Annotated in this window: 17 protein-coding genes; 13 read left to right on the top strand and 4 right to left on the bottom strand. The window is 73.6% G+C overall.

Annotation, left to right across the window (positions count from 1 at the left end; translation table 11 throughout):
• Positions 1 to 23 precede the first annotated feature (23 nt).
• Genes cheB through ACWPXV_RS02670 form a run of 6 tightly spaced genes read left to right on the top strand, consistent with a single transcriptional unit; the run spans position 24 to position 3,651 of the window.
• Positions 24 to 1,133 (top strand): chemotaxis-specific protein-glutamate methyltransferase CheB, encoded by a 1,110-nt coding sequence (gene cheB, locus ACWPXV_RS02645; protein ID WP_454083770.1) that lies wholly within the window; start codon positions 24 to 26, stop codon positions 1,131 to 1,133.
• Positions 1,130 to 1,951, top strand: coding sequence for a CheR family methyltransferase (locus ACWPXV_RS02650; protein WP_454083771.1), 822 nt, complete (start codon positions 1,130 to 1,132; stop codon positions 1,949 to 1,951). Before cheB ends, ACWPXV_RS02650 begins: the two co-directional genes overlap by 4 nt.
• On the top strand, positions 1,948 to 2,331 hold the full coding sequence (locus ACWPXV_RS02655; RefSeq protein ID WP_454083772.1) for a response regulator: 384 nt from the start codon (positions 1,948 to 1,950) through the stop codon (positions 2,329 to 2,331). The genes ACWPXV_RS02650 and ACWPXV_RS02655 overlap by 4 nt, the downstream gene beginning before the upstream one ends.
• Complete coding sequence (locus tag ACWPXV_RS02660) at positions 2,328 to 2,804, top strand: chemotaxis protein CheX (protein ID WP_454083773.1); 477 nt, start codon at positions 2,328 to 2,330, stop codon at positions 2,802 to 2,804. Before ACWPXV_RS02655 ends, ACWPXV_RS02660 begins: the two co-directional genes overlap by 4 nt.
• A gap of 2 nt (positions 2,805 to 2,806) precedes the next feature.
• Positions 2,807 to 3,169: a response regulator gene (locus ACWPXV_RS02665; RefSeq protein WP_110851675.1), complete on the top strand. Its 363-nt coding sequence runs from the start codon at positions 2,807 to 2,809 to the stop codon at positions 3,167 to 3,169.
• A complete protein-coding gene (locus ACWPXV_RS02670) occupies positions 3,166 to 3,651 on the top strand; it encodes a hypothetical protein (protein WP_454083774.1) in 486 nt (161 codons plus the stop codon). The genes ACWPXV_RS02665 and ACWPXV_RS02670 overlap by 4 nt, the downstream gene beginning before the upstream one ends.
• Before the next feature lie 10 nt (positions 3,652 to 3,661).
• On the opposite strand, the gene ACWPXV_RS02675 is transcribed toward ACWPXV_RS02670, so the two are convergent.
• Entirely contained in the window at positions 3,662 to 4,468 is an 807-nt protein-coding gene (locus tag ACWPXV_RS02675; RefSeq protein ID WP_454083775.1) for an SGNH/GDSL hydrolase family protein, read from the bottom strand.
• Positions 4,469 to 4,531: 63 nt separating this feature from the next.
• Entirely contained in the window at positions 4,532 to 5,203 is a 672-nt protein-coding gene (locus tag ACWPXV_RS02680) for a uracil-DNA glycosylase (protein ID WP_454083776.1), read from the bottom strand.
• Between the two features lie 119 nt (positions 5,204 to 5,322).
• Here ACWPXV_RS02680 and ACWPXV_RS02685 point away from each other — a divergent pair, with 119 nt between their 5' ends.
• The 4 genes from ACWPXV_RS02685 (at position 5,323) to ACWPXV_RS02700 (ending at position 9,272) form a co-directional block, all read left to right on the top strand.
• Positions 5,323 to 5,604, top strand: coding sequence for a DUF3263 domain-containing protein (locus ACWPXV_RS02685; protein ID WP_152192572.1), 282 nt, complete (start codon positions 5,323 to 5,325; stop codon positions 5,602 to 5,604).
• A 44-nt stretch (positions 5,605 to 5,648) separates the two neighbouring features.
• The gene (locus tag ACWPXV_RS02690) at positions 5,649 to 6,263 is read left to right on the top strand and encodes a LytR C-terminal domain-containing protein (protein ID WP_454083777.1); all 615 of its coding nucleotides are present in this window, start codon (positions 5,649 to 5,651) and stop codon (positions 6,261 to 6,263) included.
• Between the two features lie 318 nt (positions 6,264 to 6,581).
• Entirely contained in the window at positions 6,582 to 8,213 is a 1,632-nt protein-coding gene (gene groL, locus ACWPXV_RS02695) for a chaperonin GroEL (RefSeq protein WP_454083778.1), read from the top strand.
• Between the two features lie 180 nt (positions 8,214 to 8,393).
• Entirely contained in the window at positions 8,394 to 9,272 is an 879-nt protein-coding gene (locus ACWPXV_RS02700; protein ID WP_454083779.1) for a DUF4031 domain-containing protein, read from the top strand.
• A 54-nt stretch (positions 9,273 to 9,326) separates the two neighbouring features.
• Here the strand turns inward: ACWPXV_RS02700 and ACWPXV_RS02705 are convergent, their stop codons facing one another.
• Together ACWPXV_RS02705 and ACWPXV_RS02710 are read right to left on the bottom strand one after the other, a co-directional pair.
• Complete coding sequence (locus ACWPXV_RS02705; protein ID WP_251839781.1) at positions 9,327 to 9,617, bottom strand: WXG100 family type VII secretion target; 291 nt, start codon at positions 9,615 to 9,617, stop codon at positions 9,327 to 9,329.
• Positions 9,618 to 9,669: 52 nt separating this feature from the next.
• Entirely contained in the window at positions 9,670 to 10,767 is a 1,098-nt protein-coding gene (locus tag ACWPXV_RS02710) for an HD domain-containing protein (RefSeq protein ID WP_454083780.1), read from the bottom strand.
• 105 nt (positions 10,768 to 10,872) lie between these two features.
• Here ACWPXV_RS02710 and ACWPXV_RS02715 point away from each other — a divergent pair, with 105 nt between their 5' ends.
• Genes ACWPXV_RS02715 through moaA form a run of 3 tightly spaced genes read left to right on the top strand, consistent with a single transcriptional unit; the run spans position 10,873 to position 12,796 of the window.
• Entirely contained in the window at positions 10,873 to 11,349 is a 477-nt protein-coding gene (locus tag ACWPXV_RS02715; RefSeq protein WP_454083781.1) for a MogA/MoaB family molybdenum cofactor biosynthesis protein, read from the top strand.
• 11 nt (positions 11,350 to 11,360) lie between these two features.
• The gene (locus ACWPXV_RS02720) at positions 11,361 to 11,777 is read left to right on the top strand and encodes a molybdenum cofactor biosynthesis protein MoaE (protein ID WP_454083782.1); all 417 of its coding nucleotides are present in this window, start codon (positions 11,361 to 11,363) and stop codon (positions 11,775 to 11,777) included.
• A complete protein-coding gene (moaA, locus tag ACWPXV_RS02725) occupies positions 11,774 to 12,796 on the top strand; it encodes a GTP 3',8-cyclase MoaA (protein WP_454083783.1) in 1,023 nt (340 codons plus the stop codon). Before ACWPXV_RS02720 ends, moaA begins: the two co-directional genes overlap by 4 nt.
• Positions 12,797 to 12,810 lie beyond the last annotated feature (14 nt).

Genomic DNA, 12,810 nt, shown 5'->3' on the forward strand with positions numbered 1-12,810 from the left:
ACCCGAGAGAGGAGGAACCCCGCATGAGCGTGCGTGTCCTCGTCGTTGACGACTCCGTCGTCATCCGGCGCCTCGTCACCCAGGCACTGGGCGCCGATCCCACGATCGAGGTCGTGGGTGTCGCCGCCAACGGGCGCCTCGCCCTCGGCAAGGTCGAGCAGCTCGCTCCCGACCTCGTCACCATGGACATCGAGATGCCCGAGCTCGACGGCATCTCCACGGTCCGGGCGTTGCGGGCCTCCGGGCACCGGATGCCAATCATCATGTTCTCCACGCTCACCGAGCGTGGGGCCGCCGCCACCCTGGAGGCCCTCGCGGCCGGCGCGACGGACTACGTCGCCAAGCCGTCCGGCGTGGGCGGTCTCCAGGAGGGGCTGCGGCGGGTGGCCGAGGAGCTCGTCCCCAAGGTCCACGCCCTCGTCCCGGGCCGGCGCCGAACCGAACGCCTCGCCCCGGTCGCCACGACGGCGACGACGACGGCGGTGGCCACGCCCCCCACCGCCACCACTCGCGGACCCGTCCGCCTGCGCCCGGCCACGCCCCGGACCACGCCGGTGCGCGCCGTCGTCCTCGGCTCCTCCACGGGTGGGCCGGCCGCGCTCGCCGAGCTCGTCGGGGGCCTCACCGAGGCACCTCCGGTGCCCGTCGCCATCGTCCAGCACATGCCAGCCGTCTTCACCCGCCAGCTCGCCGACCGGCTCGACCGGATCGGGCCGGCGACGGTCGTCGAGGCCACCGACGGCGAGGCGCTGCTACCCGGGCACGTCTACGTCGCCCCCGGCGGGCGCCACCTCCTCGTGGCCGCCGAGCGGGGCGGCCTGCGGGCCCGGCTCACCGACACCCCGCCCGTCAACTACAGCCGCCCCTCCGTGGACGTGCTGTTCCGCTCCGCCGTCGCCGCGCTCGGCGGGGAGCTGCTCGCCGTCGTCCTCACCGGGATGGGCGCCGACGGCGCGGCCGGGTCCGGCCAGGTCGCCGACGCCGGTGGCACCGTCCTCGTGCAGGACGAGGCGACGTCCGTGGTGTGGGGGATGCCCGGGGCGACAGCCGCCGCCGGGCACGCCCACGCCGTCCTTCCACTCAAGGAGATCGCCAGCGCAATGAGAAAAGTCATGGGGGAGGCACGACGATGAGCGTGTCAGCAGAGACTTTCGGGTACGTCGCGGACCTCGTGCGGACCCACAGCGCGATCCAGCTCGCGCCCGGGAAGGAGTACCTCGTCGAGAGCCGGCTGCTGCCGCTCGCGCGCGAGAAGGGCCTCACCGGGCCCGCGGCGGTGGACAGCTACGTGCGCGACGTGCGCCGCAGTCCCGACCGCGGCGAGCTCACGCGCGTCGTCGAGGCCCTCACCACGAACGAGACCTCGTGGTTCCGCGACACCTCGCCGTTCACGGCGCTGCGCCAGCACGTCGCCCCGGCGGCTCGCGCGCAGAACCCCGGCACGCTGCGGATCTGGTCGGCGGCCTGCTCCACCGGCCAGGAGCCCTACAGCATCGCGATGACGCTGCTCGAGACCGGTGAGCGCCGCTTCTCGGTGCTCGCGACCGACCTGTCGACCGCCGTCCTCGCCCAGGCGCGGGCCGGGCAGTACAGCCAGCTCGAGATGAACCGCGGCCTGCCCGCCGCGATGCTCGTGCGCTACTTCGAGCGGGCCGGCGCCGGCTGGGGCGTCAAGGACGAGCTGCGCCGCGCCATCACCTTCGCGCAGCACAACCTCCTCCAGCCACCGCCGGCCGGTGGCCCCTTCGACATCGTCTTCCTCCGCAACGTCCTCATCTACTTCGACGCCGCCACCAAGCGGGACATCCTCTCCCGCACCCGCCGGGCCATGCGGCCGGGCGCTTTCCTCGTGCTCGGTGCCGCCGAGTCCATGGTGGGCATCGACGACGCGTGGGAGCGCGTCCCGACCGCTCAAGGTTCCGTCTACCGAGTGCCAGGAGGCATCTCATGAGAGCTCTCGTCATCGACGACTCGCGCGCGATGCGCCGGATCGTCTCCCGCCTGCTGCAGGACCTCGGGTACACCACCGACGAGGCGGCCGACGGCTCGCAGGCGCTGGCCCTGCTCGAGGCCGACAGCGGCTACGACCTCGCCTGCGTGGACTGGAACATGCCCGTCATGGACGGCCTCACCTTCGTCTACGCCGTCCGTCAGCGCCGGGAGTGGCGCGGGATCACGCTCATGATGGTGACGACCGAGTCCGAGCACGGCCAGATCGTGCGCGCGCTCGCCGCCGGCGCCCACGAGTACCTCATCAAGCCGTTCACGCCGGACGCCCTCAAGGGCAAGCTCGAGATGCTCGGGCTGCTGCCTGTCAAGGAGACCGCATGACCGCCACGATGGCCGAGCACGTCGTCACGATCGCGCAGGACATGTTCACCGCGATGATCGACGGGGAGCCGGGACTGCTCACCGACCGGATGGACGACGTCGTCGTCCTCGCCGATCCCGTCCGCGCCTGGGTGGAGATCCAGGGCGAGCCCTCCGTGCGGACGGTCGTGGCCACCGGCCGCGACACCGCCGACCGGATCGCCCGCGCCCTGCTCGCCATGGGCCCCGCCGAGCCCGTCGCCGTCGAGGACGTGCGCGACGCCCTCGGGGAGATCGCCAACGTCATCGGCGGCAACCTCAAGGGCCTCATGGCGGGGAGCAACGCGCTGAGCCTGCCCGTCGTCACCCTCGACGACACCCAGCCGGACGGGGACCTCGTGTGGGAGCGCGCGCTCCAGTGGCACGAGGCACCCCTCGTCATCTCCGTCTGGGAACCCGACACCACCACCGACGCAAAGGAGGACACGCAGTGAGCCTGCGAGTCATCGTCGCCGACGACAGCAAGGTCATGCGGCAGATCGTCATCCGCACCCTCCGGCAGGCCGGGTACGGCGACTGGGAGGTGACCGAGGCGACCAACGGCGCCGAGGCGCTCGAGCTCGCGCTCGCCCAGCAGCCCGACCTCGTGCTGTCGGACTGGAACATGCCCGAGATGACGGGCATCGAGCTGCTCCGCGGGCTCAACGCCTCTGGCAGCGAGGTCCCGCTCGGGTTCGTCACCTCCGAGGGGTCCCCGCAGATGCGCGAGCTCGCCGAGAGCGAGGGGGCGCTGTTCCTCATCGCCAAGCCCTTCACACCGGACGCGTTCCGCTCGACCATCGACCCCCTCCTCGCATGAGCGCCACGACCCCGCTCCCGCCGCTCAAGGAGCTGCGCGACCTCTTCACCATGCTCGTCGGGCGTGACTGCGAGATCGCCGTCGCCGACGAGTCCGTCACCCCGGCCACCGAGCCGGGCGTCGTCGTCGGCGTGTACGTCACCGAGTTCCTCCGCGGCGAGGCGCTCGTGGCCGTCGACACCCACCTCGCCGCGGCCCTCGGTGGGGCGATCGCGCTCATCCCGCCGCGCGCCGCGCAGGCGTCCCTCGGCCCGCTGCCGGAGACGCTGCTCGAGAACGTCACCGAGGTCCTCAACGTCACCTCGGCGCTCTTCAACGTCGGCAACGCCCCGCACCTGCGCCTGGAGTCGGTCCACGACTCCGGCGCCGGACCGCTCCCCGCCGACGTCGCCACCTGGCTGCGCAGCTACGGCCCCCGCCTCGACACGACCGTCGACGTGCAGGGCTACGGCAGCGGCCTGCTGTCGGTGGTGCTGCGGTAGCCGGCCTGCGCTAGGCGGTCTCGACGGTGACCGGCTCCGGGTACTTCGCCCGGCGCAGGTCACCGGAGGACTGCCGGCGCAGGCGGCGCTGCACCCAGGGCAGGGCGTAGGCCCGCGCCCAGCGGGCGTTGCCCCGCCAGCGGTCGGCCCGCACCTCGGGCGGCAGGGGAGCGAGCGGGTCGTCCCAGGCCTCGAGGTCCGGGACGAGCCCGAGCCCCACGAGGGCGGCCTGCGCCACCCGCTCGTGGCCCGCCGTCGACAGGTGAATCCGGTCCTCGGCCCACATCCGCCAGTCCTGGACCGCGCGCATTCCCCACAGGTCGAGGACGTGCGCGCCGTGCCGGTGGGCGATCGACCACAGGCCGGTGTTGTAGACGGCCACCTTGGACCGGGTGCGCCGGATGACCGGCGCTCCGGCGGGGTCGGAGCCGGTGACGAGGAGGACGTCGCTGCCCGCTGCCCGCAGCCCCGCGACGGCGTCCTCGAGCGACTGCAGGAGGGCGTCGACGTCCGCGCCCGGGCGCAGGATGTCGTTGCCGCCCCCGGTCACGGACACGAGGTCCGGGCGCAGGTCGCGCGCGGTGGGCAGCTGCTCGCTGAGGATCTGCCCGAGCAGCCGGCCCCGGACGGCGAGGTTGGCGTACTCCAGCGGTGGCTGACCGGCCACGACCCGGCGTCGCGAGAGCGCCCCCGCGAGGAGGTCGGCCCAGCCGCGGTGGCGGGTGGGGTCGGTGGGGTCGGGGTCGACCATGCCCTCGGTGAGGGAGTCCCCGACGGCGACGTAGCGGCCCCACGGAGGGACGGTGGAGGTGCTCACGTCACGATCCTGCCACCGCCGGCGGGTGGGGCGCCCGGCGGCGGAAGCGGGCCGAGCGCCGGGTCAGGGCAGCGTCCAGCGGACCGGGCGGCCGCCCTGCTCCTCGAGCAGCGCGTTGGCGCGGGAGAAGGGGCGCGAGCCGAAGAAGCCGCGCGACGCCGAGAGTGGACTGGGGTGCGCCGAGGCCACGACGGGCACCTCACCGAGCAGCGGGCGCAGCGTCTGGGCCTGGTTGCCCCACAGGATCGCCACGAGCGGCGTCCCGCGCCCCACGAGTGCCCGGATCGCGTGCTGGGTCACCTCCTCCCAGCCCTTGCCCCGGTGGGAGGCGGGCTGGCCCGGCTGCACGGTGAGCACCCGGTTGAGGAGGAGCACGCCGTCGTCCGCCCACGGGGAGAGGTCACCGGTGGACGGCGGGTGGGTGCCGACGTCGTCGACGAGCTCGCGAAAGACGTTGACGAGGCTGCGCGGGATGGGGCGGACGTCCGGCTGGACCGAGAAGGACAGGCCCATCGGGTGGCCGGGGGTGGGGTAGGGGTCCTGGCCGACGACGATGACGCGGACGTCCTCGAAGGGCCGGGTGAAGGCGCGGAGCACGTCCGGGCCGGCCGGGAGGTAGCCGCGGCCGGCGGCAACCTCGGCGCGCAGGAAGTCGCCCATGGCGTGGACCCGGTCCTCCACGGGCGCCAGCGCCCGGGCCCAGCCGGGGTCGAGGATGTCGGCGAGCGGAGTCACGCGGGCAGCCTAACCGGGCCGGTCGCCCACCGGCGGGGAGGAATGACATCGCTGTCATTCCCCCCTAGCATGGGGTGGTCGCGGCGCCGAACTCGACGCGCCGGGCAGGAGGAGGAGACATGGACACCGCTTACGCGTTGGGTCCGCAGGCCGCGCTCGGGGACACCGAGCGCGAGATCCTCGCCTTCGAGCGTCAGTGGTGGAAGTACGGCGGCGCCAAGGAGACGGCGATCCGCGACCTCTTCGGCATGAGCGCCACCCGGTACTACCAGGTGCTCAACTCCCTCATCGACACCGAGGCCGCCCTGGCGACCGACCCCATGCTCGTCAAGCGGCTGCGGCGCATGCGCGACGCCCGCCAGCGCGAGCGCTCCGGGCGCCGACTGACCCCCTCGAGCTGAGCGTCCCGCCCCGGGCCGCGTCCGCGAACGGTTAGCCTGCTCGCGTGAGTCAGTATCCCGAGGACGAGTTCGACGTCGCCGGCCGCGACCGTGGCCCCCAGGGCGTGCACCGCGAGCCGCGGTCCCTCCTGCGTGCCCTCGCGCCCTTCCTCGCCGTCATCGTCATCGTCCCGCTCCTCGCGTGGGGCGCGGTGAGCCTGCTCGCCGGCAACGACGGCGAGCCCGCGGCCGAGCCCGCGCCCGTCGAGACCACCGCCGAGCCGAGCGACGAGGCCACCACCGAGGAGGAGACCTCGTCCGAGGAACCCTCTGCGGAGGAGACCGAGGAGGAGACGACGCCGGAGGACGAGACGACCGAGCCCGACGACGAGGCCGTCCTCACGACGTCGATCTCCGTGCTCAACGGCGCCGGGATCAACGGGCTCGCCGGGGACGTTGCCGGGCAGCTGGGCGAGGCGGGTTTCACCACGGTGGGCGCGGCCGACTACGGCGCCGGCACGCCGGAGGTCACGACCCTCTACTACCGGAACGCCGATCTCGCCGCGACGGCGGAGGCCATCGGTGAGCTCCTCGGCGTCGACAACCTCGTCGAGGCGCCGTCGGCCACGCAGAACGTCGAGATCGCGCTCGTGCTGCGCTCGGACTTCGCCGGGCGTTGACCTTCGTCTCACCGGACATTGACCGTGAGGAGACTCACACCTAGGGTGGGGGCCGTCCCTCCACAGCGTCGTGGGGATCGCCGGGCCGGCAGTCCCCGTGACCGCCGGCCCGGCCCACCTCGCCCGGCCGTCCTCGCTGCTTGCACTCTCCGGTGGAGAGTGCCAAGATCGAGTTAGCACTCTCGTGCTGAGAGTGACAACAGACTCGGGCCGCTCAGTGAGGTCCGCGAGCCGGCGGGACGTGACCGCCCGGCGTGCGGGCCGTCCGTCGCGGGCACTGGCCGACCCAGCCACGCTACAAGCGGAGGATCTATCCCCATGGCAAAGATCATTGCCTTTGACGAGGAGGCCCGTCGCGGTATGGAGCGCGGGCTGAACCAGCTCGCCGACACCGTGAAGGTCACGCTCGGCCCCAAGGGCCGCAACGTCGTGCTCGAGAAGAAGTGGGGCGCCCCCACGATCACCAACGACGGCGTGTCCATCGCCAAGGAGATCGAGCTCGAGGAGCCCTTCGAGAAGATCGGCGCCGAGCTGGTCAAGGAGGTCGCCAAGAAGACCGACGACGTCGCCGGTGACGGCACGACGACGGCCACCGTCCTCGCCCAGGCGCTCGTCCGCGAGGGCCTGCGCAACGTGGCGGCCGGTGCGAACCCCATCGCGCTGCGCCGCGGCATCGACACGGCCGTCAAGGCCGTCATCGAGCAGCTCTTCGTCCAGGCGAAGCCGGTCGACTCCAAGGCGCAGATCGCCGCCACCGCCGCGATCTCCGCCGGCGACCCGGCCATCGGCGAGCTCATCGCCGAGGCCATCGACAAGGTGGGCGCCGAGGGCGTCATCACCGTCGAGGAGTCTCAGACCTTCGGCCTGGAGCTCGAGCTCACCGAGGGCATGCGCTTCGACAAGGGCTACATCTCGCCCTACTTCGTCACCGACGCCGAGCGCCAGGAGGCCGTCCTCGAGGACGCCTACGTCCTGCTCGTGGAGTCCAAGATCTCCAACGTCAAGGACCTGCTGCCGCTCCTGGAGAAGGTCATCCAGTCCGGCAAGCCGCTCGTGATCATCTCCGAGGACGTCGAGGGCGAGGCCCTGGCCACGCTCGTCGTCAACAAGATCCGCGGCACCTTCAAGTCCGTCGCCGTCAAGGCCCCGGGCTTCGGCGACCGCCGCAAGGCGATGCTGCAGGACATGGCCATCCTCACCGGTGGTCAGGTCATCTCCGAGACCGTCGGCCTCAAGCTCGAGACCGCCGAGCTCGACCTCCTGGGCCAGGCCCGCAAGGTCGTCGTCACCAAGGACGAGACGACCATCGTCGAGGGTGCCGGCAACCCCGACCAGATCGAGGGCCGGGTCGCCCAGATCCGCGCCGAGATCGAGAACTCCGACTCGGACTACGACCGCGAGAAGCTCCAGGAGCGCCTCGCCAAGCTCGCCGGCGGCGTCGCCGTCCTCAAGGCGGGTGCGGCCACCGAGGTGGAGCTCAAGGAGCGCAAGCACCGCATCGAGGACGCGGTCCGCAACGCCAAGGCCGCCCAGGAGGAGGGCATCGTCGCCGGTGGTGGCGTCGCCCTCATCCAGGCCGCCAAGGACGCCTTCGAGGGCGACCTCGGCCTCACGGGTGACGAGGCGACCGGCGCGAACATCGTCAAGGTCGCCGTCGACGCCCCGCTCAAGCAGATTGCCATCAACGCCGGCCTCGAGGGCGGCGTCGTGGCGGAGAAGGTCCGCCACCTCCCCGCGGGCCAGGGCCTCAACGCCGCCACCGGCGACTACGAGGACCTGCTGGCGGCCGGCATCGCCGACCCGGTCAAGGTGACGCGCTCCGCGCTGGAGAACGCCGCCTCGATCGCGGGCCTGTTCCTCACCACCGAGGCCATCGTGGCCGACAAGCCGGAGAAGTCGTCCGGCGCCCCGGCCGGTGGCGACGACATGGGCGGCATGGGCGGGTTCTGATCCCACCCGGGGGCTGACCGGCCACGCCGGCCACTCCCACCCCCCCGTCTAGCACCGACAGCCGGATTCCTCGAGGAGGGATCCGGCTGTCGGCGTCTCCGGCGAGCGGGCGGCCGGGGACGAGCGGCATGGACAATGAGGGCTGGCGGTGCGCCGGCACCGCGAGGACGGAGGCGGAGCGTGGCGGTCCTGCTCGACACCCCACGCTGGCCCGCGCACGGCACCCTGTGGGCGCACCTCGTCTCGGACACCAGCCTGGCCGAGCTCCACGGCTTCGCCGCCCGGTGCGGCGTCCCCCGCCGCTCCTTCGACCTCGACCACTACGACGTGCCCGCCGCCCGGCACGCCGAGCTCGTCGCCGCCGGTGCTCAGCACGTCGAGGGCCGTGAGCTCGTCCGTCGCCTGCGTGCCAGCGGGCTGCGCGTGCGCGCCACCGACCGCCCCGCGCGCAGCGAGCTCGCGCGGCGCTGGGCCGAGCTGCTGCCCGAGCACCCCGACGTGGGGGAGGAGCTCGCCGTCCGCTGGAGCGAGACGCACCGCGTCTACCACGGCGTGGACCACCTGCTCGAGGTCCTCGACCGGCTCCGGCTCCTCGCCGACGGCGCGGAGCCGGTGGGCCGCGCCGTCGTCCTGGCGGCGTGGTGCCACGACGCCGTCCACGACGGCGCCACCCCCGCCGACGAGGAGGCCTCCGCCGCGCTGGCCGCCAGGCTCCTCGGCCCGGTCGTCGGCAAGGCGGAGGCGGCCGAGGTGGCCCGCCTCGTCCGGGTCACCGCCGACCACGCCGCCGGCCCGAGCGACGCCCCGGGGCGGGTGCTGTGCGACGCCGACCTCGGGGTGCTCGGCGGCACGCCCGAGGCCTACCTCCGCTACACCGCGCAGGTGCGCGCGGAGTACCGCCACGTGCCCGAGCCGGACTTCCGGCGCGGGCGCGCGGCCGTGCTCGCGCGCCTCCTCGACCGCCCCCGCCTCTACGCGACGCCCACCGGGTCCCGGCTGTGGGAGGCCGCCGCCCGTCGCAACGTCGGCGCCGAGCTCGCCCGGCTGCGCGAGGGCTGAGCCGAACGCGTCCCCGGAGGAATCCGGCTGTCGGCGGTGAGGGGGCTGGCTGAGTCAGCGGGCGAAGAGCCCGTGCGCGCTGGTCTCGGCGTCCGCGTAGGTGCGGGCCGCCAGGTCCAGGGCCTCGGTGATCTGGGCGAGCGACTGCTCGACCACCTGCTGGGTGGCCCGCCACTCCTGGGCCACGCCCGCGAAGCTCTCCGCGGCCGCGCCGCTCCACGTGCTCTGCAGGTCCAGCAGCTGCGTCATCATCCCCGCGACCTCCGCGTGGATAGTGCCGGCACTGGCCCGGGCACGCGCGGCGGCCGCCTCCACCTCGACACTGTCGACCTCGAAGCGGGTCATGGTCGTCTCCCTCCGTCGGCCGCACCCTCGTGGCGCGGCGCTGAGATCGACGCTAGGAGCGCGGCGGTTTGGGCGGGGGCCGGAAGAGCGCACTTGGGGACGGCGCCGCCTCGTCCGGGAGCTGTGCGGCAGCGCGCTCGCGCCGCTTGCGGCGGATGCGGCGCCGCAGCTCGAACTCCGGGTCCCGCTCGATGCCCGACAGCACCGGCTCGCCGTCCTCGGGCAGGTCGGGCTCGTCCGGCGTCACGGCAGGCGCGGGCGTGGCCTCCGGGGCCGCCGCGGTGACCGGTACCTGGGCCGGCGGGGCCGGAGGTGTGGCAGGCGCGTCGCGCCGCCCCGTCGCCGCCTCACCCGGGCCGGACGCGGCGGGCCGCGGGGCGGACGTGGCGGTGCCGCGGCTCGGCCAGCTGGTCGCGGAGCCGTGCCGGGGGGAGCACTCCTCGGCCGGCTGCTCCGTGCCGCCGAGCTCGGCGAGCCGGGCACGCAGGTGGCTGAGCTCGGCCGTGAGGTTCTCCCGGGCCGGCTCCTCCCACGACAGGCTGAAGGGGCTGACGAAGAGCCGTCGCCGCTGCAGCAGCCGGGTGAGGATGGTTAGCCGCGAGGCGACGTAGTCAGGCTCGGGGATGTGGGCGTACTCCTCACGGATCGCCCGGCGGTAGGCGGCGTAGCGCTGGGGCTCGACGGCGAGCGTGCCGAGGTCGGCGTCGCACAGGGCGAGCGCGTCGACGTCGTGCTCGTCGGCGTCGTGGCGGGCGAGGGCCCGGACCAGCTCCTGGACCCGCTCGGTGACCGCGTCCGGGACGCCGAGCGCGGCCAGCTGCTCGCCGGCCAGCGCGGCGCTCGCCACCTCGTCCTCCCCGCCGCGGCGCGCGTAGGCCACCTGGGCCGAGCTGTTGAAGACCGCGCCGTGGTACCAGGCCGCGAGACGGACGACGTCGGGGACGTGCGTCTCCTCGGCGAGCTCGTTGACCCGGGCGAGGACGTCGATGAGGTGACGCAGGTTGTGGAAGCGGCGCTCCGGCTCCTGCCAGCGCTCCACGAGCTCACGCGCGGTGCGCTGGATCTGCTCGCGCGGAGCGGTCGCACCGACGGCGACAGTACTGCGCACGAACGCGGAGACGAGCCACTGTGGCGCGTCGGCGAGGCTCACCCGGCCCTCCCCTCATCGACTGGTCATCGTAGACCCGTCCGCACGGCGCGTCAGCCGGGACCTCGGTACGGGTGCCGACGGGTGGCGATCACGTAGCCTGGCGGAATGCTGGACAACGTTCCCGCGACGGTCCTCACCGTCTCCACCCGGTGCAGCCGGGGGGAGCGGACGGACGAGTCCGGCCCCCTCGCCGTACGGCTGCTCGCCGACCTCGGTTGCGCCGTCGGGCCGGTGCGCATCGTCCCGGACGGCGAAGAACCCGTCCGGGAGGCGCTGCGGACCGCGCTCGCCGACGGTGCCCGCGTCGTCCTCACCACCGGAGGCACTGGCGTGAGCCCTACCGACCGCACACCTGAGGCCACCGGCCCGCTGCTCGAGCGCGAGCTCACCGGGGTCGCGGAGGCCGTGCGCCGTCACGGGACCGCGCCCGCCGCCGTCCTCAGCCGCGGGCTCGTCGGCACCGTGGGGAGCGCCGTCGTCGTCAACGCGCCGGGCAGCACGGGCGGGGTGAGCGACACGGTCGCCGTCGTCGGCCCGCTCCTCGGCCACATCCTCGACCAGCTGGACGGGGGCGACCACTGATGGGGGACGTCATGCTCACCAAGATGAGCGAGGAGCCGCTGGACCTGGCGGCCCACCTCGCCGCCGTGTCGACCTCCGCCACGGGCGCCGTCGCCACCTTCACCGGGCAGGTCCGCGACCACAGCCCCGACGCCGCGGGCCCCGTCGTCCGGCTCGAGTACAGCGCCCACCCCGACGCCGCCGAGGCCCTCGCGCGGATCGCGGCGGAGGTCGTCGCCACGCACGACGACGTCCGCGTCGCCGTCAGCCACCGCACCGGCGTCCTCGACGTGGGCGACGTCGCGATCCTCGCCTGCGCCGCCAGCTCCCACCGCGACCTCGCCTTCACCGTGTGCCGCGAGCTCGTCGAGCAGGTCAAGGCCCGGCTGCCCGTGTGGAAGAAGCAGGTCCTGGACGACGGCAGCCACACGTGGGTGGGATCGGCATGAGCGTGACCATCTCCCCCGAGCTGCGCCGGCCGCTGGTCGACCGCTTCGGCCGCGTCCACACCGACCTGCGCATCTCCCTCACCGACAAGTGCTCGCTGCGGTGCACTTACTGCATGCCGGCCGAGGGCGTGCCGTGGCTGCACCGCGACTCCATCCTCACGACCGACGAGCTCGTCCGGGTGGCCGAGGTCGCCGCGGCGCTCGGGATCGCCACCGTCCGGCTCACCGGCGGCGAGCCGCTGCTGCGCAAGGACGTCGTCGACGTCGTCGCCCGGCTGGCGCAGATCGCCGGACCGGAGGGGCCGCTCGAGCTGTCGATGACGACGAACGGTCTGCTGCTGCCCAAGCTCGCCCAGGGCCTGGCGGACGCCGGCCTGCTGCGCGTCAACATCAGCCTCGACACCCTCCAGGCGGACCGCTTCCACGAGCTCACCAGGCGCAACCGCTTCACCGACGTCCTCGACGGCATCGAGGCCGCCCGCGACGCCGGCCTGGCGCCCATCAAGATCAACACCGTCGCCATGCGCGACGTCAACGAGGACGAGATCGTCGACCTCGCGCGCTTCGCCGTCGAGCGGGGCCTGGAGCTGCGCTTCATCGAGCAGATGCCGCTGGACGCCGGGCACATCTGGTCGCGGGTCAAGATGGTCACCGGTGAGGAGATCCTCGACCGGCTCGCCTCGGAGTTCACCCTCACGCCGCTGCCCGGCCGTGCCTCGGCCCCGGCCGAGCGCTTCCTCCTCGACGCCGGGCCGACGAGCGTGGGCGTCATCCGCTCGGTGACCAAGCCGTTCTGCGGGACCTGCGACCGCGTGCGGATCACCGCCGACGGTCAGCTGCGCAACTGCCTGTTCTCCCGGGAGGAGTCCGACCTCCTCACTCCGCTGCGCGGCGGCGGCAGCGACGACGACCTCGCCCGCGTGCTCCACCGCTGCATCACCGGCAAGCTGCCGGGCCACGGGATCAACGACCCCGGCTTCCTCCAGCCCGACCGCCCCATGAGCGCCATCGGCGGCTGACCGCCGCCCCACCC

This window comes from Georgenia sp. Marseille-Q6866, from assembly GCF_965111665.1.

What these genes read in the sequence shown, in the direction of transcription:
- cheB (WP_454083770.1), top strand. Translation starts at nt 24, where the DNA reads ATGAGCGTGCGTGTCCTCGTCGTTGACGACTCCGTCGTCATCCGGCGC.
- ACWPXV_RS02650 (WP_454083771.1), top strand. Translation starts at nt 1,130, where the DNA reads ATGAGCGTGTCAGCAGAGACTTTCGGGTACGTCGCGGACCTCGTGCGG.
- ACWPXV_RS02655 (WP_454083772.1), top strand. Translation starts at nt 1,948, where the DNA reads ATGAGAGCTCTCGTCATCGACGACTCGCGCGCGATGCGCCGGATCGTC.
- ACWPXV_RS02660 (WP_454083773.1), top strand. Translation starts at nt 2,328, where the DNA reads ATGACCGCCACGATGGCCGAGCACGTCGTCACGATCGCGCAGGACATG.
- ACWPXV_RS02670 (WP_454083774.1), top strand. Translation starts at nt 3,166, where the DNA reads ATGAGCGCCACGACCCCGCTCCCGCCGCTCAAGGAGCTGCGCGACCTC.
- ACWPXV_RS02685 (WP_152192572.1), top strand. Translation starts at nt 5,323, where the DNA reads ATGGACACCGCTTACGCGTTGGGTCCGCAGGCCGCGCTCGGGGACACC.
- groL (WP_454083778.1), top strand. Translation starts at nt 6,582, where the DNA reads ATGGCAAAGATCATTGCCTTTGACGAGGAGGCCCGTCGCGGTATGGAG.
- ACWPXV_RS02705 (WP_251839781.1), bottom strand. Translation starts at nt 9,617, where the DNA reads ATGACCCGCTTCGAGGTCGACAGTGTCGAGGTGGAGGCGGCCGCCGCG.
- ACWPXV_RS02715 (WP_454083781.1), top strand. Translation starts at nt 10,873, where the DNA reads ATGCTGGACAACGTTCCCGCGACGGTCCTCACCGTCTCCACCCGGTGC.
- ACWPXV_RS02720 (WP_454083782.1), top strand. Translation starts at nt 11,361, where the DNA reads ATGCTCACCAAGATGAGCGAGGAGCCGCTGGACCTGGCGGCCCACCTC.
- moaA (WP_454083783.1), top strand. Translation starts at nt 11,774, where the DNA reads ATGAGCGTGACCATCTCCCCCGAGCTGCGCCGGCCGCTGGTCGACCGC.